Here is an 18,816-nt window from a genome sequence, read left to right on the forward strand (position 1 = left end):
GCGCCTCCGCGTCAGTGCTTGAACACGGCGTCGATGTCGGCGTCGGTCTTCGGCAGGGCGGCCAACTCGGCCAGCGTGATCGGCTTCACCGGCGGGCGCAGGCGGTAATAGCCGACCTCCGCCGGGGAGACGTTACGCTCCGCCGCGATGACCTCGGTCACCGTCGGTCCGCAGAGCCGGCCCTGGCACGGCCCCATGCCGCAGCGCAGGAAGCTCTTGGCCTGATTGGGGCCGGAACAGCCGAGCCGAACCGCCTCGCGCACCGCGCCGGCGGTGATCTCCTCGCAGCGGCAGACGATGGTGTCGTCGGCCGGCACGCGAAAGGCTTCCGCCGGGGTATAGAGCGTGTCGAGAAAGGCGCGGCCGGTCAGCGCGCGGTCCAGCGCAGCGCGGAAGGGGGCGGCGAACTGGTCGCGCTGCTCCCGCCCGATGCGGCCCAGCCGGTGCAGCGCGTCGAGCGCGGTCAGACGACCCGCCTCTTCCGCCGCGCGGGCACCGCCGATGCCGGCGCCGTCGCCGGCCAGCGACACGCCCTCGACCGAAGTCGCACCCCACTCGTCGGTGGTCGGGCGCCAGCAGCGCTGCTGCTCGTCCCAGCGCTGGGCGCAGCCGGTGGCGTTGGCGAGGTTCAGGTTGGGGATGACGCCCTGATGCAGCAGCAGCGTGTCGGCGGGCAGCCTGTGTTCGGTGCCGTTGCGGGTGTAGACGACGCTCTTCAACGTGCCCCCGCCGGCAAGGCCGCCTTCGGCGCGGAGCGCGGTGACGTTGCCGATGACGGTCAGCTTGCGCCGGACCTCCAGCATCAGCTTCATGCCCTTGCCGAGATAGGGCGAGCGCAGGAAGCCGGGCAGCAGCGGCAGGGCGGCGCGCCAGTTCTCACGCGGCGTGGTGTCGAGGATGGCGTCGATGCGGGCGCCGGCCTGCAGATACTGCCAAGCCAGCAGCCAGAGCAGCGGGCCGCTGCCCGCCATCACCGTGGCGCCCGACGGCACGAGGCCGGAGGTCTTCAGCAGAACCTGCGCCGCACCGGCACCCAGCACGCCGGGCAGGGTCCAGCCGGGGATCGGGAAGGGACGCTCCAGCGCGCCGGTCGCCAGGATGACGTGGCGCACGGTCAGCATCGCCGCCGCGCCGTTGCGCGACAGGCCGATCTGGATGGGACGGGAGCCGTCGGCGGCGTCCTCGCGCGGGCGGGCGACGCTCCAGACCGTGGTGCCCGGCCAGTGGACGGCGCCGCTGTCGCGCAGCGGACCCAGCAGTTCGGCGCCATGCCAGTAGTCGGGGCCGAGCACCTTGCGGTCGCGCACCGGCGTTTCGGTGACGGCGCGGTAGATCTGGCCGCCCGGCTCCGCCTGCTCGTCGAGCAGGACGACCGACGCGCCCTTGGAGGCGGCCAGCGCTGCGGCGGCGAGGCCGGCCGGGCCGGCGCCGACGACGGCGATGTCGAAATCAAAAGCGCTCATCGCTCCACCTCGCGCTTGCCGTTCTGGGTTTCCACCGCCATGCCGGGGGATACCCGGACTTGGCAGCCCTGGCGGTTGCCGGTGCCGTCGATGGTGACGAGGCAGTCGAAGCATACGCCCATCATGCAGTAGGGACCGCGCGCCGCACCGCTGACGGGCGTGTTGCGGCAGACGGTGACGCCGTTCGCCAGCAGGGCGGCGGCGACGCTGTCGCCGGCCCGCGCGTTGGCCGGACGGCCATCGATGGTGAAGGAAACCGTCTCACCGACGGCTTCGATCTCAGGCAGCCTGCGGAACATGGAACCTCCGGGCGCTGAAGGGCTTGAAGCGGTCGCCGAGGCCGCCGGCCGCAATCAGCGGCGCCAGCGTCAGCGCATGGTTGGCGGCAAGGGTGACGCCGCTGTGGCAGGTGGCGACGAAGGCGCCGGGCGCGGTCGTCGATTCCTCGTAGATCGGGAAGCCGTCCGGCGTCAGAACGCGCAAGGCCGCCCAGCTCCGCACCACATTCAGCTTGCCCAACAGCGGGAAGAAGCGGATGGCGCGCTGGGCGATGGCCGACGACACGCCGGGCTGCAGCGTGGTGTCGAAACCGGCCTCCTCGAAGCTGTCGCCGATCATCACCCCGCCCTCGTCGGTCTGGCGGACATAGACGGTGGGGTGGTGCAGGAAAGGCGCGGTCTTCTCGGTGACGATGACATGGCCGCGCTGGGGACGGACGGGGGCGGACAGGCCGACCATCGGCGCCAGCCGGGCGCTGTCATGGCCGGCGGCCAGCACGATCTTGCCGGCGCGAATTTCGCCGGCCGCCGTGGTCATGCGGAAGCCACCGTCGCGATGCTCGATGCTCTCCACCCGGTGGTTGGGGCGGTAATCGACACCGAGCAGGCCGATGCCCTTGTGCAGGGTGCGCAGAAGCCGCAGCGAGTTGCAGTGGCCGTCCAGCGGGCAATAGGTGCCGCCGACCACCTCGGGGCCGATGAAGGGCAGCTCCTTGCGCAGGGTCTCGCGGTCCATCACCTCGTAGGGGTAAGGGATCATGTCGGGCTGGTTGTGCAGCCGCATCATGGTGTTGGCGCGGGCCTGCAGATCCTCTTCCGACAGCATCGGCATGAAGCCGCCGGGGCGCCGGTAGGCGACGTCGAGACCGGTCTGCTCGCGCAGCAGGTCGGCGAAGCCGCCCCAGTCGTCGGAGGACTGCTTGGTCCAGCCGGCATATTCCGCCATGCCGAGACCCTTGCCCTGCACCCAGACCAGGGCGAAGTTGCCGCGCGACGGACGGACGGCGATGTCTCCCTCGTCCAGCATCGCAACCTTCTGGCCCGACCGGGCGAGGCCCCAGGCCAGCGCCGATCCGACCAGCCCGCCGCCGATCACGGCGACGTCGTACTCTCCGCCCCGAGTGGGCTGCGTCATCGTCTCCACTCCCGCCGCCGGCGCCGCACCGTTTCCCGTGCGCACCGGCCGCCGCCGTTATCGTGTGGCGCGCATCGCCGCGCCCGGCACCCGCATACAGTGCCGAATACTTGACGATGCCGCGCATATCCTTGTGGGGTCGCCGGATCCGCCGGCGTTACACATGGATGGATTGCGAACTGCAGGGTTTTCTTTGGCGGAGCGCCGCGGGATGCTGCCCGGCGACGCACCGCCGCTCCTCGATCCTTGCGACAGCATCGGCAGCCAACCTATAACTGTCAAATCAGATCGAAGGGGTGTTTCATGACCGAATGTTATGTTGCGACCGGCACGGCGGGACGGGCGCCATGATCAATCCGCGCCAGATCGAGGCCTTCCGCGCCGTGATGGTGACCGGCGGCATCACCGCAGCGGCGGAGTTGCTGAACATCTCCCAGCCCGCGGTCAGCCGGCTGATCGGCGATCTGCAGTATGCGCTGAAGCTGACGCTGTTCGAACGGCGCGGGCCGCGCATCGCGCCGACCAGCGAGGCGATCTCGCTGTATCAGGTGGTGGACCGCGCCTTCGTCGGGCTGGAACTGATCGAGCAGACGGCGCGCGACCTGACCGCGCGGCGCAGCGGGGCATTGCGGGTGGCGGCGATGCCGGCGCTGGGGGTGGGATTCCTGCCGCGCTACGTCGCGCGCTTCCTCGCCGAGCGGCCTCGGGTGGACATCGCGCTGCGCGGCAGCACGTCGCCCACCATCCTGGATTGGGTGGCGACCGGACAATGCGAGCTGGGCTTCGCCCATACGCCCATCGACCACGCGGCGGTGGTGACCGAGAAGATCCACGGGATCCCGGCCGTCGCCATCCTGCCCCCCGGCCACCCGCTGGCCGCCAAGGAGGTGCTGGTGCCGAAGGATTTCGAAGGCGAAAGCTTCATTTCCACCACCCCGCCGGCCCTGCTGCGCTCCCGCATCGACACCGCCTTCGCCGACCATGACGTGGCGCGGGTGATGCGGGTGGAGGCCCAATTGACCATGAACGCCTGCGCCATGGTGGCGGCCGGCTATGGCGTGTCGGTCGTCGATCCCTTCACCGCGCAGGATTATGTCCCGCACGGGCTGATCGTCCGCGCCTTCGAACCGCGCATCGGCTTCGACATCGCCATCCTGCGCTCCGCCCAGGTGCCGCTGTCGATGATCGCCGAGGACTTCCTCAACGGCTTCATGGAGGAGGCCACGCGCTTCCGCGACAGCCTGATCGGAACGGGGGATGGAACCGAAAGCGGCCCCCAACTCGTTCGGAACACGGAATTATAACATTAGCGGATGAATGGTGGCGCGAATTCGATTTGACGGTTATGTGACTGCGCCATCACCCTTGATCCATGTCCGAGCCGGGACCTTCACGAAAAACAGCCCGAAAACGGGCGGCCGGCAAGGTAACGGACGTAAAAGCGGCGATCCGGACCGCTGTTCGCGATGCGGTCCGAAGATCAGCACCAGACGAACCCCCAGGCCATGACCTGGGAGCCCGATGAACAGGGACCCTGCCAACAGGGATCAAGGCTCTAGAGGAGAATGACGATGCGCTCCGTGATGTGCGGGTTGATGGCGACGGCGGCCCTGTGGTGCGGCATGGCCGCGGTCCAGACGGCCCAGGCCGAGGACAAGACGCTCTATGTCGCCGCCTATGGCGGTTCCTTCGAGCAGACCATGCGCAAGGACATCATCCCGGCCTTCGAGAAGGCGACGGGGATGAAGGTCGAGTATGTCGCCGGCAACTCCACCGACAATCTCGCCAAGCTGCAGGCCCAGAAGGGCAACCAGCAGATCGACGTCGTCATCCTGGACGACGGCCCGATGTATCAGGCGGTGGCGCTGAACTTCTGCGCCGACCTGGAGAAGGCGCCGGTCTACGACCAGCTCTATGATCTGGCGAAGATGCCGTCGGGCAAGGCGATCAACTTCGGCGCCGTCGGCACCGGCATCGTCTACAACAAGGCCTATTTCGACGAGAACAAGATCCCGACCCCGACCTCGTGGAAGGACATCGAGGATCCGCGCTTCAAGAAGAAGCTGGTGGTTCCGCCGATCAACAACAGCTACGGCCTGCACGCGCTGGTGATGATGGCCCGCCTGGACGGCGGCGGCGAGAGCAACATCGAGCCGGGCTTCAAGGAGTTCAAGGACAAGATCAACCCGAACGTGCTGGCCTACGAGCCGTCGCCGGGCAAGATGACCGAGCTGTTCCAGAGCAACCAGGCCGTCATCGCCGTCTGGGGGTCGGGCCGCGCCAAGGCGCTGGCCGACACCGGCTTCCCCGCCACCTTCGTCTATCCGAAGGAAGGCGGCATCGTGCTGGGCTCCGCCGCCTGCCAGGTCGCCGGCAGCAAGAATGCGGCCGAGGCGCAGAAGTTCATCCAGCACATGCTGGGCGTCGAGGCGCAGACTGCGCTGGCCGTCAGCGCCGGCTTCGGTCCGGTGAACAAGACGGTGGAACTGCCCGCCGACAAGCAGGTCGGCATTCCCTATGGCCCGGAGCAGGTCGGCAAGCTGCTGGTGGTGGATTGGGACACCATCAACAAGAACCGCGAGCAGTGGAACCGTCGCTGGACCCGCGAGATCGAGCGCTGATGTAAGGGTGCATCCCCCCTCTCCCCCCTGGGGAGAGGGTTAGGGTGAGGGGGTCGCGCGGCAAGGATTCTCGAGAATCCACCCTTGTGCATCCCCCTCACCCCGACCCTCTCCCCGGGGGGAGAGGGAGATGAAGGGCAAGGGAGACGACGGCATGGCTTATCTGGTTCTCGACCAACTGACCAAGCGCTTCGCCAACTGGACGGCGGTCGATCACGTCTCGCTGACGGTGGAGAAGGGTGAACTGATTTCGCTGCTGGGGCCGTCGGGCTGCGGCAAGACCACCACCTTGCAGATGATCGCCGGCTTCCTCGACGCCGATGGCGGCCGGGTGATGCTGGACGGCCAGGACCTGCTGGCGAAGAAGCCGAACGAGCGCGGGCTGGGCATCGTCTTCCAGAGCTACGCCCTGTTCCCGCACATGACCGCGGCGGAGAATGTCGCCTTCGGGCTGGAGATGCGCAAGATCAACCGGGCCGACCGTGACCGCATGGTAGCCGAGGCGCTGAAGCTGGTCGGGCTGGAACAGTATGGCGACCGCCACCCCCGCCGGATGTCGGGCGGCCAGCAGCAGCGCGTGGCGCTGGCGCGGGCGCTCGTCATCAAGCCGAGCCTGCTGCTGCTGGACGAGCCGCTGTCGAACCTGGACGCCAAGATGCGCGAGGAGATGCAGATCGAGCTGCGCCGCATCCAGCGCACCGTCGGCACTACCATGATCCTCGTCACCCATGACCAGTCGGAGGCGATGGCGCTGTCCGACCGCGTGGTGGTGATGAACAAGGGCCGCATCCAGCAGGTCGCCACGCCGCAGGAGGCCTACGACCGGCCGGCCAACGCCTTCGTCGCCAACTTCCTGGGCCGCACCAACCTGCTGCCGGGCATGGTCGGCAGCGGTGCGGGTGGCGGCACGGTCATCACCGTCGCCGACAGTGTGTGGCCGGTGACGCAGCCGGTGCCCGTGGGGCCGGGGGCGCTGGCCGTGCGGCCGGAGAAGGTCGGCTTCGTCGATGCCGGCGGGCTCGGCGGCACCGTGCTGGCCCGCGTCTTCCAGGGCACGCAATGGCTGTTCGAGATCGAGACCGCCGCCGGCCGGCTGATGGTGATCCGCCAGCATGACGGCTCTCCCCTGCCGGCGGAACGCGAGCGGGTGATGGTCGGGTGGCGGCCCGACGACATGGCGGTGATGCCCGCCGATCGGGAGGCGGCATGAGCATGGCGGCTTCCACCGAAAATGCCGCCGACAGCCAAGTGCAGGCGTCCGCCGCACCCCCTCCCCGCCGGCCGCGCCGCTGGCCGCTGGCACCCTATCTGCTGAGCGCGCCGGGGCTGGCGCTGTTCGCGGTGCTGCTGCTGGTGCCGCTGGTGATGACCTTCCTGCTGTCGCTGAACAGCTTCAGCTTCTATGGTGGCATCCAGAATGTCTGGCAGCTCGGCAACTATGCCGACATCATCGCCGACGACTATTTCCACGAGGTGTTCCTGCGCACCTTCCGCATCGCGGCGTTGGTGACGCTGCTCTGCGCGGTGTTCGGCGCGCCGGAGGCCTACATCCTGCGCCGGATGAAGTCGCCGTGGCGCGGGCTTTGTCTGCTGATCGTGCTGGGGCCGCTGCTGATCTCGGTGGTGTCGCGGACGCTGGGCTGGGCGCTGCTGTTCGGCTCGACGGGCCTGGTCAACCAGGGGCTGATGGGGCTGGGGCTGATCGCGACGCCGATCGAGTTCATGTACACGGAGACCGGCGTCGTCATCGCGCTGACCCATGTGCTGGTGCCCTTCATGGTGCTGTCGGTGTGGGCCTCGCTGCAGCGGCTCGACCCGCAGGTGGAGAATGCGGCGCTGTCGCTGGGCGCCGGGCCGCTGACGGTGATGCGCCGGGTGGTGCTGCCGCAGATCGTGCCGGGCATCCTGTCGGGGTCGATCATCGTCTTCGCGCTGGCGGCCAGCGCCTTCGCCACCCCGGCGATCATCGGCGGGCGGCGGCTGAAGGTGGCGGCGACGCTCGCCTATGACGAGTTCCTGAACACGCTGAACTGGCCGTTGGGCGCCACGGTGGCGGTGCTGCTGCTGATCGCCAACATCGTCATCATCGTCGGCTGCAACCGGCTGGTCGAACGTCGCTACAAACAGGTGTTCGAATGAACCGCAACGGTCCGATCGCCCTGATCTTCCACGTCCTGTTCCTGGGCTTCCTGCTGGCGCCGATCCTGATCGTCTGCGCGGTGGCCTTCACCTCGCAAGGCTATCTGTCTCTGCCGACCGAGGGGCTGTCGCTGCGCTGGTTCCGCGCCATCGGCGACAATCCCGAATTCATCCGCGCCTTCAAGGACAGTTTGCTGCTGGGCGCGGTGTCCTCCACGCTGGCGATCCTGGTGGCGGTGCCGGCGGCGCTGGCCATCGCGCGCCACCAGTTCTTCGGGCGCGAGGCGATCCAGGCGCTGTTCCTGTCGCCGCTGATGGTGCCGCACATCGTGCTCGGCATCGCCTTCCTGCGCTTCTTCACCATGATCGGGCTGGGCGGCACCTTTGCCGGGCTGGTGCTGAGCCATGTCATCATCATCCTGCCCTTCGCCCTGCGGCTGATCCTGGCGGCGTCGACCGGCATGGACCGGGCGGTGGAGAATGCGGCGGCGTCGCTGGGTGCCTCGTCCTGGACCTGCTTCCGCCGGGTGACGCTGCCGCTGATCCTGCCGGGCGTGGCGAGCGGCTGGGTGCTGGCCTTCATCAACAGCTTCGACGAGGTGACGATGACCGTCTTCATCGCCTCGCCGGAGACCACCACCCTGCCCGTCCGCCTGTTCCTCTACATCCAGGACAACATCGACCCGCTGGTCGCGGCGGTGTCGGCGGTGCTGATCTTCCTGACCGTGGCCGCCATGCTGGTGCTCGACCGCGTCTATGGCCTGGAACGGCTGCTGGTCGGCAAGGGCCGCGACTGAGACGACGATCCTTCTTCGAGTTTCCTCCCCAGACTGATCGCCCCGCACGTCCGCGTGCGGGGCGTTTTTCTTTTCGGTGAATGATTCTGTCCTTCTGAAAAGACTTGGCGACAGATGAGGTCGTGAAACTGCGCCTTGTTCGAGCAATGGACCGGCATCGGGAGAGTTACCCCTACACCAATCGTGGTGTCCATCCCCGCTTATGCTGGGTAATCAGTTCCAGATATTGCCCAGTGATCGCAGGAAAGTAACAGGATTTACCACCAATTCGTCTGTTCCCGGAAAAATGCCTCACCAATGCCCCAGCCGTCTGGCCATGGTGGCGCCGCATCGCAACCGCCAAGGATACGGACCAATGGCCACGACCTCCGGGAACTCGACCATCACCGTGAACGCGAAGGGGACCCTCGACGCGCATTTCAACCTGCTGGTCGACGGCAAGCAGATCGGTGAGGGCACCACGGGTGCCACGGCCAAGGACTTCGTCTTCAAGACGGACATCGCCGAGAACCAGGACCACAAGATCCAGGTCCAGTACGACAATGACGGGGTCTTCAACGGCACCGACCGCAACCTGATCGTCAACGAGGTCACCATCAACGGCAAATCGGTCCTGCCGACCGCCGACCATGTCACTTACGACAAGGGCGCGCTCGACGGCCATGACGTCGCCGACGGGCAGGCCGGCATGTGGTGGAACGGCGCGCTGGTGGTCGATGCCGACAAGAGCTATTTCACCGCGGACGGCGTGACGACTCCCACCACGCCGGCCCCCACCACGCCGACGCCCGTCCCGCCGGTCAGCGAAGCGCCCGATCCGACGCCGAGCGCCCCCACCCCGAGCGTGCCGCAGCCGACCGGCCCCGGTTTCTACGTCGCCACCAACGGCAAGGACAGCTGGTCGGGCAAGCTGGCCGCTCCCAACGCCGACGGCACCGACGGTCCCTTCGCCTCGCTGCAGAAGGCCCAGACCGCCATGCGGTCGAGCGACATCGACACCACCTATGTCCGCGGCGGTGATTACCACCTGAACAATCCGGTCTGGCTGACCGGCCAGGATTCCGGCGTCACCTTCACCGGCTACGGCAATGAGAAGGCGGTGATCCATGGCGGGTCGCAGGCATCGGTGTCCTTCGGCGTCAGCGGCGCCCAGCATGTCACCATCGAAGGGCTGACCTTCACCGACGGCGTCGCGAACGGCCACTATGTCTTCGCCGACAAGGCGAATGGCCTGACCTTCGCCAACAATGAGGTGAAGGGCGGCGGCTATGGCATCACCGTGCAGAACAGCGCCGACAGCAAGGTGATCGGCAACCAGTTCGACAGCACCGGCGCCGAGTCGATCTTCGTCAAGGCCGGCTCCAACTCGACGGTCGTGTCCGACAATCACATCACGCATCCGAACGCCGCCAACCGTGGCGACGCCGGCATCTGGGTCAACGGCAGTTCCGACGTCCAGGTCACGCACAATCTGGTCGAGCATTCGCCGGAGAAGGGCATCGCCGTCGGTTCGGTTCAGACGGACGGCAGCGACGCCTCGCACCGGGTGACGGTCGCCTTCAACAAGGTGGTCGATGCCAATCTGGAATCGAACGACGGCGGCGGCATCTACCTGATCAACCGCCAGCAGGATCTGACCGGCCACACCGTCGTCAACAACGAGGTGACCGGCACCACTGCGACCAACCCGACCGGGCAGGTGGCGAGCTGGGGCATCTATCTCGACGACTGGACCAGCGGCGCCACGGTCAAGGGCAACCTCGTCCATGGCAACATCGGCGGCGTGTTCCTGCATGGCGGCTGGAACAACAGCGTCACCGAGAACGTGATCGCCGACAACAGCGGCGCCCAGATCGGCCTGCAGCAGCCGGTTGGCTGGAGCGGCTGGAAGGGTCACGAGATGAGCGGCAACGACGTCTCCGGCAATGTGGTCGACGTCAGCGACGGCACCGCCTTCCACATCTACGGCCCGGCCAATGTCGGCAACATCCACGACAACTTCTACAGCCACCTGAACACGTCGCAGGACATGTTCGACGTCTGGCCGCAGGTGATGGCCGGCGGCGGCAAGGGCAATCTGGCGGAATGGCAGGCGGCCGGCTACGACAAGGGTTCGACCATGGTCGATCCGGGCTTCGTCAATCCGGGCGCGCACGACTACAGCCTGTCGTCGGATTCGTCGGTCTATGCCCACGGCTTCGACCACATCCCCACCCACGACATCGGCCTGATCGGCTGATCGGCCTCGACCCGGCCGAACAGAGCCTTCTAAGCACCTTGTGACTGCGGGCCGCCCGGCGACGGGCGGCCCGTTCGCGTTTGCGGGCGGTATCGTTATGATCACAAATGATCCGTTACCACCATTTTCTGTGTTGACCGCAAGGGGCCGGCAGCCGTACTTTTAACCAGCCGGTTAAAACATAGCGACCGCCACACCGGTCGCCCGAGCCTGCCGGCCGGAGGAGACGCATGGAACCCCGCTCTCGCTCGGGCGCAGCGTTGCGCCTGCTCAATTCCGACTGGGTCCGCCCCATCCTGCTGATCGTCATCCTGCTGGTTCTGTGGGATCTGTCGGTCCGTATCTTCGGGGTGCCCGCCTATCTGGTGCCGAAGCCCGGCGACGTCGTGCTGGCGATGATCGACGAATGGCCGCGGCTGCTGTCCGAATCCGTCCCGACCTTCACGGCGACTCTCGGCGGCTTCGCGCTGTCGGTGCTGTTCGGCATTCCCATCGCGATGCTGATCGCCGGATCGCGCACGGTGGAGGCCTATGTCTACCCGCTGCTGGTCTTCTCGCAGTCGATCCCCAAGGTCGCCATCGCGCCGCTGTTCGTGGTGTGGTTCGGCTTCGGCCTGATGCCGAAGGTGATCGCCGCCTTCCTGCTGGGCTTCTTCCCGGTCGTCGTCTCGGCGGTGCAGGGCTTCAAGTCGGTGGACGGCGAGATGATGGATCTGGCCCGCTCGATGAAGGCGTCGCGGCTGCAGACCTTCCAGATGGTCAGCCTGCCGCATGCGCTGCCGGCGATCTTCGCCGGGCTGAAGGTCTCCATCACGCTGGCGGTGGTGGGGGCGGTGGTCGGCGAATTCGTCGGCTCCAACTCCGGCATCGGTTTCGTCCTGCAGCGCTCCATCGGCAATTTCGAACTGCCCTTGATGTTCGCGGCGCTGACCGTGCTGGCGCTGATGGGCGTCGTGCTGTTCTGGGTCATCGACGTGGTCGAACGCTTCTCCATTCCCTGGCACGCCAGCCAGCGCAACAAGTACGGCCCGACGGCCTGAGAGGTTGTGAGTTGTCAGGTCGAGTGTCGGCCGTCATCCCCGCGAAGGCGGGGATCCAGGCTGCCCGTCCAAGCCCTTGAAAAGGCTGGATTCCCGCCTTCGCGGGAATGACGGTCGAGAGACTCGCTCGATGTGATCCGACACCGCAGTTTTGAAGATGTAGTCCCGAAATCCGTTCATCGACAAGAACCCCGGTGCCGGCCACCGCCGGCCGACGGGGCGATCCACCACCCATGGGAGGACACCGGTCGTGATGAAGAATGCCATCGTCGCGGCGCTCTGCGCCTTTGCCGCCTCCACCCTGCCGGCGCAGGCCGCCGACAAGGTGACGCTGATGCTGAACTGGTACGTCTATGGTGAGCACGCGCCCTTCTATTACGGCAAGGACAAGGGGCTGTACGAGGCCGAGGGCATCGACCTGGAAATCCAGGAAGGCCGCGGATCGGCGGTGACGACGCAGCTGGTCGCCAGCAAGGCCGTCACCTTCGGCTATGTCGACGTGCCGACCATGATCAAGGCGGCGATGAAGGGCGCGCCGGTGTCCTCGCCGGGCGTGCTGCTGCAGACCAGCCCGATGTCGGCGATGGGCTTCACCGAGAAGAACATCCGCAAGCCGGAGGACATCAAGGGCAAGATCGTCGCCATGACGCCGGGCGACAGCATGTCCCAGATCTGGCCGCTGTTCCTGAAGAAGACCGGCCTGAAGGAGCGTGATTTCGAGGTGGTGTCGGGCGACGCCCAGACCAAGCTGAACGCCGTCATCAACGGACAGGCTGATCTGCTGCTGGGCTATGTCATGGACCAGAGCATGAAGATCAAGGACGCCACCGGCAAGTCGGTGACGCCGATCCGCTTCGCCGATTACGGCGTCAACATGGTCTCCTCCGGCATCATCGCCAACACCGACACGCTGAAGGAGAATCCCGACCTCGTCCGCCGCTTCATGGCCGCCACCACCAAGGCGGTGGAAGAGGCGGAGAAGGCGCCGAAGGAGGCCGCAGCATCCATCCTGAAGGCCAACCCGAAGGGCGGCAAGCCCGACACGCTGCAGGAAGGATTCGAACTGACGATCCCGCTCTACCGCACCAAGGAGACGGAGAAGATGCGGCCCTTCCAGGTCACCGACGCCAACATGAAGGAGACGGTGGATCTGCTGGTCGAATATGGCGGGCTGGACAAATCGGCCAAGGACAACCCCAAGCGCTTCTACACCCGCGAGTTCCTGCCGGCCGACCCTGCGGCGAAGGCGATGAACGCCGCCGCCAAGTAATCGACCGCAGCATGCCCGCACGGAGCGACGAGGAGAGCATGGCACAGCCACAGTTGAAACTGGTGGGCGAGGCGGAAACGCGGCGCCTGTCCGGCGAGCCGCTGATCCGCATTGACGGCGTGACCAAGACCTACCGCACCCGCGACGGCGAGGTGCCGTCGCTCCGCCCCATCACCTTCGACGTGCGGCCGGGCGAGTTCCTGGTGGTGGTGGGACCGTCGGGCTGCGGCAAGTCCACCCTGCTGAAGATGCTGGCAGGCCTGCTGCCGGTCACCAGCGGCAGCATCCAAATCGAAGGCGATACGGTGACGGAGCCGCACGACGACACCGGCATCGTCTTCCAGAGCCCGACCTTGCTGGCCTGGCGCTCGGTTCTGCGCAACATCATGCTGCCGGTGGAGATCCGCCGGCTGCCGCGCGAGCGCTATCTGGAACGCGCCCACAAGCTGGTCGAGATGACTGGGCTGAAGGGGTTCGAGCATAAGTATCCGTGGCAGCTGTCGGGCGGCATGCAGCAGCGCGCCGCGCTGTGCCGGGCGCTGGTGCACGATCCGAAGATCCTGCTGATGGACGAGCCGTTCGGCGCGCTCGACGCCATGACGCGGGAGCGGATGAATGTCGAGCTGCAGCGCATCCAGCACGAGACCGGCAAGACGGTGATCCTGATCACCCACTCCATTCCCGAGGCGGTGTTCCTGGCCGACCGGGTGATGGTGATGTCGGAGCGGCCGGGCACCATCGCCGCCACCTACGAGGTCCCACTGGAGCGCCCGCGGACGCTGGACGTCATGGGCGACCCGGTCTTCATCCAGCTGACCCAGACCATCCGCAAGCATTTCGCGGCGCAGGGGCATTTGGATTAGAGGCCGGCTCCAGGTGCCCCCTCCCTAACCCTCCCCCTCTTCGAGGGAGAGGGGACTGCCGCCGCTCCGCACCCAACTCCCTCTACCGCCGAAGGCGGGGGAGGGAAAGGGGCCCATGCGTCAGCATGGGAAGGGAGGGGGCATGCCACTTCTCCATTTGAAAGACTCTCACCATGTCCGCCCCCCGTCTCCGCATCCGCGCCATCGAGCTGTACGAGCGGCCCGTCCGTTTCGTGAAGCCGTTCCGCTTCGGCGCGGTGACGGTCGAGGCCGCCCCGCAGGCTTTCGTCCGCGCCCTTATCGAGGTGGAGGGAAAGGGCGAGGCGTGGGGAGCCACGGCCGAGATGATGATGCCGAAATGGTTCGACAAGCGCCCGGATCGTAGCCCGGCCGACACGGTGGACGGATTGCGCCGCTCGCTGGTCGAGGCGCGGGAGGCTTATCTGGCGGACAGCCGGCTCGACACCGCCTTTGGGCATCATGCCGCCTTCTCGCCAACGATGGAGCCGAAGCTGGCCGCTGCCTTCGGGCCGGCACAGATCGACAAGGCGGTGCTGGATGGGCTGCTGCGGGTGCTGAATCTCAACGCGTTTCAGGGGCTGGGCGCCAATGTCGCCGGGCTGGATGCGCGGCTGGCACCCGATCTCGGCGGGTTCGATCTGGATGGCTTTCTTCGCGGGCTTTCCCCGCTCGGCGAGGTGGAGCTGCGGCACACAGTCGGGCTGCTCGACAAGCCGGACGACTTGGCAGAGCATGCGCATCTGCGCTGGTTCAAGATCAAGCTGGGCGGCGACGTGTCCGCCGATGTTGCGAGGCTCACCGAGCTGGCGACGGTGCTGGAGACGGCCGTTCCCGGCTACCGCGCCACGCTGGACGGCAACGAGCAGTATCGCGATGCGGACCATGTCGCGGAGCTGCTCGACCGCATCGACGCCTCCCCTGCCCTGGCCGGCTTCCGCAAGGCGCTCGCCTATCTGGAGCAGCCCATCGCGCGGGAGGCGGCGCTCGCCCGGCCGCTGGGCGCGGTGGCGGAGCGGGTGCCGGTCATCATCGACGAGTCCGACGACGGGTACGACGCCTTTCCGCAAGCCCGCGTCCTGGGTTATCGCGGTGTGTCGTCGAAATCCTGCAAGGGTCTCTACAAGGCGATGCTCAACCGCGCCCGCTGCGCGGCGTGGGGGCCGCCGCACTTCATCTCCGCCGAGGATCTGACCTGTCAGGCCGGGCTGTCGGTGCAGCAGGACACGGCGCTGGTCGCTTTCCTCGGCATCCCGCACGCCGAACGCAACGGGCACCAGTATGGCGGGGGCTTCGGCAGCGAGGCGGAAGGCGCGGCCTTCCTCGACGCCCATCCCGGTTTCTACGAACGCGACGCCGACGGGACGGTCAGGCTCGCCACCGGCAGCGGGCGGCTGGCGGCGGCGCCGCTGTCCGGCCTTGGTTACGCCCATTCGGCCGAACCCGACTGGTCCGGCCTGTCACCCCTTTCAAACCCGACATCAGCGCTTTCCGAAGGAGTCCACCCATGAGCACCAAGCGCCTTGGCCTCATCATGCACGGCGTCACCGGGCGGATGGGCATGAACCAGCATCTGATCCGCTCGATCCTGGCGATCCGCGCCCAGGGCGGCGTCACCCTGTCCGACGGCTCGCGCGTCATGCCCGATCCGATCATCGTCGGCCGCAATGCGGAGAAGATGCAGGAACTGGCCCGACGCCACGGCATCGAGCGCTGGAGCGACAATCTCGACGCCGCGTTGGACAATCCGGACGACGTGATCTTCTTCGACGCCGGCACCACGCAGATGCGCCCCACCCTGCTGGAAAAGGCGATCCGCGCCGGCAAGCATGTCTATTGCGAGAAGCCCATCGCCACCAACCTGGACGAGGCGCTGCGCGTCGTCCGGCTGGCGGAAGAGGCCGGGGTGAAGAACGGCACAGTGCAGGACAAGCTGTTCCTGCCCGGCCTGGAGAAGCTGCGCATGCTGCGCGACAGCGGTTTCTTCGGCCGCATGCTGTCGGTGCGCGGCGAGTTCGGCTATTGGGTGTTCGAGGGCGACTGGCAGCCGGCGCAGCGGCCGTCCTGGAACTACCGGGACGAGGATGGCGGCGGCATCATCCTCGACATGATCTGCCACTGGCGCTATGTGCTCGACAATCTGTTCGGGAAGGTGAAGAGCATCTCGTGCCTGGGCGCCACCCACATTCCGGAACGCTGGGACGAAAAGGGCAAGCCCTACAAGGCCACCGCCGACGACGCCGCCTATGCGATGTTCGAGCTTGAGGGCGGGGTGATCGCCACCATCAACTCGTCCTGGTGCACGCGGGTCTATCGCGACGATCTGGTGACCTTCCAGGTCGACGGCACCAACGGTTCGGCGGTCGCAGGATTGACCGACTGCGTGATCCAGCCGCGCCAGGGCACGCCGCGCCCGGTGTGGAACCCCGACCAGAAGCAGACCATCGACTTCTACGACACCTGGCAGCCGGTGCCCGACAACGCCGTGTTCGACAACGGCTTCAAGGTGCAGTGGGAGTCCTTCATCCGCCATGTGGTGGAGGATGCGCCCTACCGCCATGGCCTCATCGAAGGCGCCAAGGGCGTCCAGCTGGTGGAATGCGCGCTGCAGAGCTGGCGCGAGCGCCGCTGGGTCGATGTGCCGGCGATCGGGGGGTGAGGCTTCGGCTCGAATGCCCCCTCCCTAACCCTCCCCCGCAATCGGACGGACCTTCGGTCCGCCGAGAGCGGGAGAGGGAACTGCCGCTGTGCTCCTGCAAAGCTCCTGCCCCCTCTCCCACCGCAGGTGGGGGAGGGATGGGGAGGGGGCATCGGCGGCAACGACCTACCCAGGAACACCATCCCATGCCGACCATCCGCCTCCCCCGCTCCGACCGCAGCATCGAGAGCTACACGCTCGCCCCGCCGCGCGGCTTTCCGGCCCGCACCGACCGGCCGCTGACCCGCATCGCCTTCGCCGCCGCCCATATGGTCGCCGACCCGCTGGCCGAGTGCGACCCGTGGCTGGCGCCGGCCATCGACTGGGACCGCACCATCGCCTTCCGCGAGCATCTGTGGGACCTCGGTCTCGGCGTCGCCGAGGCGATGGACACGGCGCAGCGCGGCATGGGGCTGGACTGGCCGACCTCGCTGGAGCTGATCCGGCGGTCGCAGTCGGCGGCCAAGGCGCGCGGCGGGGTGATCGCCTGCGGCGCCGGCACCGACCATCTGCCGCCGGAGAACGCCCGCGGCATCGACGACGTCATCCGCGCCTATGAGGAGCAGATCGAGGCCATCGAGGCGCTCGACGGCCGCATCATCCTGATGGCGTCGCGCGCGCTGGCCCGCGTCGCCAACGGACCGGAGGATTACGTCCGCGTCTATGGCCGCATCCTGTCGCAGGTGAAACAGCCGGTGATCCTGCATTGGCTGGGCGACATGTTCGACCCGGCACTGGCGGGATATTGGGGCAGCAGCGACATCGACGCGGCGATGGACACGGCGCTGTCGATCATCGGCGACTACGCGGCCAAGGTGGACGGCATCAAGATCTCGCTGCTCGACAAGGACAAGGAGATCATCATGCGGCGGCGGCTGCCGGCCGGTGTTCGCATGTATACGGGCGACGATTTCAATTATGCGGAGCTGATCGCCGGCGACGGGCAGCATCATTCCGACGCGCTGCTCGGCATCTTCGACGCCATCGCGCCGGCTGCCGCCGCGGCGCTGGCCCATCTCGCCGACGGCGACGAGGCGGCGTTCCACGACATCCTGGCGCCCACCGTGCCGCTGTCGCGCCACATCTTCAAGGCGCCGACCCGCTTCTATAAGACCGGCGTGGTGTTCATGGCCTATCTGAACGGCCATCAGGACCATTTCACCATGGTCGGCGGGCAGGAGAGCACGCGGTCCACCCTGCATCTGGCCGAACTGTTCCGGCTGGCCGACAAGGCCGGGCTGCTGTCCGATCCGGACCGCGCGGCGCAGCGGATGGCGGCGGTTCTGGCGGTGCGGGGGATTTCGTGATGCCAGATTTCAAGATGAGAGACTTTTCCGGGGATCACCGCTGGCTGTCGATCAACACGGCCACGGTGCGCAAGCAGGGTGATCTGGTCGAGATCCTCGACGCCTGTACCCGCCGCGGCATCCGCGCCGTTTCGCCCTGGCGCGATCAGGTGGCGGCGGTCGGGCTCGACGCCACGCTGCGGGCGGTGCGGGCGGGGGAGCTGGCGCTGTCCGGCTATTGCCGCGGCGGCATGTTCCCGGCCGACCCGTCCAAGGCGGCGGAGGTGCGCGACGACAACCGCCGCGCGGTGGACGAGGCGGCAGCGCTGGGTGCCGCCTGCCTCGTGCTGGTGGTCGGCGGGCTGCCGCAATATTCCCGGCCCGGTTCGGCGGTCAGCAAGGACATCGCGCTGGCGCGGTCGCAGGTGGAGGACGGCATCGGGGAACTGCTGGACTATGCCCGCAAGGCCGGGATGCCGCTGGCGATCGAGCCGCTGCACCCGATGTATGCCGCCGACCGCGCCTGTGTGAACACGATGGCGCATGCGCTGGACATTTGCGACCGGCTGGATCCGGAACGGTCGGGGGCGCTGGGGGTGGCGGTCGACGTCTACCATGTCTGGTGGGACCCGGATCTGGAGGCGCAGATCCGCCGCGCCGGTCGGGAAAGGCTGCTGGCCTTCCATGTCTGCGACTGGCTGGTGCCGACCACCGACCTGCTGCTCGACCGCGGCATGATGGGCGACGGCGTCATCGACATTCCGCGCATCCGCGGCTGGGTCGAGAATTGCGGCTTCGCCGGCTATTCGGAGGTGGAGATCTTCTCGCAAAACACTTGGTGGGAGAAGCCGATGGGCGAGGTGCTGGACACCTGCATCGAGCGGCACCGCAGCGTGGTTTGAAATCGCGGCTCGACGCTTCTACCATGGGGGGAAGACCACCCCCCTCCCCGGACCGCAGGAGCCGGCT

General features: G+C 67.3%; 16 protein-coding genes. 13 read left to right on the top strand and 3 right to left on the bottom strand.

The annotated features are described in order from the left end of the window. Nucleotides 1-11: 11 nt before the first annotated feature. Genes M5E06_RS25360 through M5E06_RS25370 form a run of 3 tightly spaced genes read right to left on the bottom strand, consistent with a single transcriptional unit; the run spans nucleotide 12 to nucleotide 2,876 of the window. Nucleotides 12-1,463 carry an FAD/NAD(P)-dependent oxidoreductase gene (locus M5E06_RS25360; protein WP_252140579.1) on the bottom strand — a complete coding sequence of 484 codons (1,452 nt, stop codon included), beginning with the start codon at nucleotides 1,461-1,463 and terminating at the stop codon, nucleotides 12-14. Then, nucleotides 1,460-1,762 carry a (2Fe-2S)-binding protein gene (locus M5E06_RS25365; RefSeq protein WP_252140580.1) on the bottom strand — a complete coding sequence of 101 codons (303 nt, stop codon included), beginning with the start codon at nucleotides 1,760-1,762 and terminating at the stop codon, nucleotides 1,460-1,462. The genes M5E06_RS25360 and M5E06_RS25365 overlap by 4 nt, the downstream gene beginning before the upstream one ends. Further along, a complete protein-coding gene (locus tag M5E06_RS25370) occupies nucleotides 1,743-2,876 on the bottom strand; it encodes an NAD(P)/FAD-dependent oxidoreductase (protein ID WP_252140581.1) in 1,134 nt (377 codons plus the stop codon). The genes M5E06_RS25365 and M5E06_RS25370 overlap by 20 nt, the downstream gene beginning before the upstream one ends. A 347-nt stretch (nucleotides 2,877-3,223) precedes the next feature. Here M5E06_RS25370 and M5E06_RS25375 point away from each other — a divergent pair, with 347 nt between their 5' ends. The 13 genes from M5E06_RS25375 (at nucleotide 3,224) to M5E06_RS25435 (ending at nucleotide 18,749) form a co-directional block, all read left to right on the top strand. Next, nucleotides 3,224-4,180, top strand: coding sequence for a LysR family transcriptional regulator (locus M5E06_RS25375; RefSeq protein ID WP_252140582.1), 957 nt, complete (start codon nucleotides 3,224-3,226; stop codon nucleotides 4,178-4,180). A 267-nt stretch (nucleotides 4,181-4,447) separates the two neighbouring features. Next, nucleotides 4,448-5,497, top strand: coding sequence for an ABC transporter substrate-binding protein (locus tag M5E06_RS25380; protein WP_252140583.1), 1,050 nt, complete (start codon nucleotides 4,448-4,450; stop codon nucleotides 5,495-5,497). A gap of 130 nt (nucleotides 5,498-5,627) precedes the next feature. Continuing rightward, nucleotides 5,628-6,707, top strand: coding sequence for an ABC transporter ATP-binding protein (locus tag M5E06_RS25385; protein WP_252140584.1), 1,080 nt, complete (start codon nucleotides 5,628-5,630; stop codon nucleotides 6,705-6,707). Further along, entirely contained in the window at nucleotides 6,704-7,636 is a 933-nt protein-coding gene (locus M5E06_RS25390; RefSeq protein WP_252140585.1) for an ABC transporter permease, read from the top strand. The genes M5E06_RS25385 and M5E06_RS25390 overlap by 4 nt, the downstream gene beginning before the upstream one ends. Beyond that, nucleotides 7,633-8,433 (top strand): ABC transporter permease, encoded by an 801-nt coding sequence (locus M5E06_RS25395; RefSeq protein ID WP_109049671.1) that lies wholly within the window; start codon nucleotides 7,633-7,635, stop codon nucleotides 8,431-8,433. Before M5E06_RS25390 ends, M5E06_RS25395 begins: the two co-directional genes overlap by 4 nt. 355 nt (nucleotides 8,434-8,788) lie before the next feature. Further along, nucleotides 8,789-10,672, top strand: a complete 1,884-nt coding sequence (locus tag M5E06_RS25400; RefSeq protein WP_252140586.1) for a right-handed parallel beta-helix repeat-containing protein — start codon at nucleotides 8,789-8,791, stop codon at nucleotides 10,670-10,672. Between the two features lie 230 nt (nucleotides 10,673-10,902). Continuing rightward, nucleotides 10,903-11,712, top strand: coding sequence for an ABC transporter permease (locus tag M5E06_RS25405; RefSeq protein ID WP_252140587.1), 810 nt, complete (start codon nucleotides 10,903-10,905; stop codon nucleotides 11,710-11,712). A 253-nt stretch (nucleotides 11,713-11,965) separates the two neighbouring features. Next, a complete protein-coding gene (locus M5E06_RS25410; protein WP_252141029.1) occupies nucleotides 11,966-12,982 on the top strand; it encodes an ABC transporter substrate-binding protein in 1,017 nt (338 codons plus the stop codon). 38 nt (nucleotides 12,983-13,020) lie between these two features. Continuing rightward, nucleotides 13,021-13,845, top strand: a complete 825-nt coding sequence (locus tag M5E06_RS25415) for an ABC transporter ATP-binding protein (RefSeq protein ID WP_252140588.1) — start codon at nucleotides 13,021-13,023, stop codon at nucleotides 13,843-13,845. A gap of 173 nt (nucleotides 13,846-14,018) precedes the next feature. Beyond that, nucleotides 14,019-15,374, top strand: a complete 1,356-nt coding sequence (locus tag M5E06_RS25420; RefSeq protein WP_252140589.1) for an enolase-like domain-containing protein — start codon at nucleotides 14,019-14,021, stop codon at nucleotides 15,372-15,374. Beyond that, nucleotides 15,371-16,522: a Gfo/Idh/MocA family protein gene (locus tag M5E06_RS25425; RefSeq protein ID WP_252140590.1), complete on the top strand. Its 1,152-nt coding sequence runs from the start codon at nucleotides 15,371-15,373 to the stop codon at nucleotides 16,520-16,522. Before M5E06_RS25420 ends, M5E06_RS25425 begins: the two co-directional genes overlap by 4 nt. A gap of 185 nt (nucleotides 16,523-16,707) precedes the next feature. After that, nucleotides 16,708-17,868 (top strand): dihydrodipicolinate synthase family protein, encoded by a 1,161-nt coding sequence (locus tag M5E06_RS25430; protein WP_252140591.1) that lies wholly within the window; start codon nucleotides 16,708-16,710, stop codon nucleotides 17,866-17,868. Between the two features lie 14 nt (nucleotides 17,869-17,882). Continuing rightward, nucleotides 17,883-18,749, top strand: a complete 867-nt coding sequence (locus M5E06_RS25435; protein ID WP_252140592.1) for a sugar phosphate isomerase/epimerase family protein — start codon at nucleotides 17,883-17,885, stop codon at nucleotides 18,747-18,749. Nucleotides 18,750-18,816: the final 67 nt, after the last annotated feature.

The sequence above is a fragment of the Azospirillum sp. A1-3 genome (assembly GCF_023806445.1).
GTDB lineage: Bacteria > Pseudomonadota > Alphaproteobacteria > Azospirillales > Azospirillaceae > Azospirillum.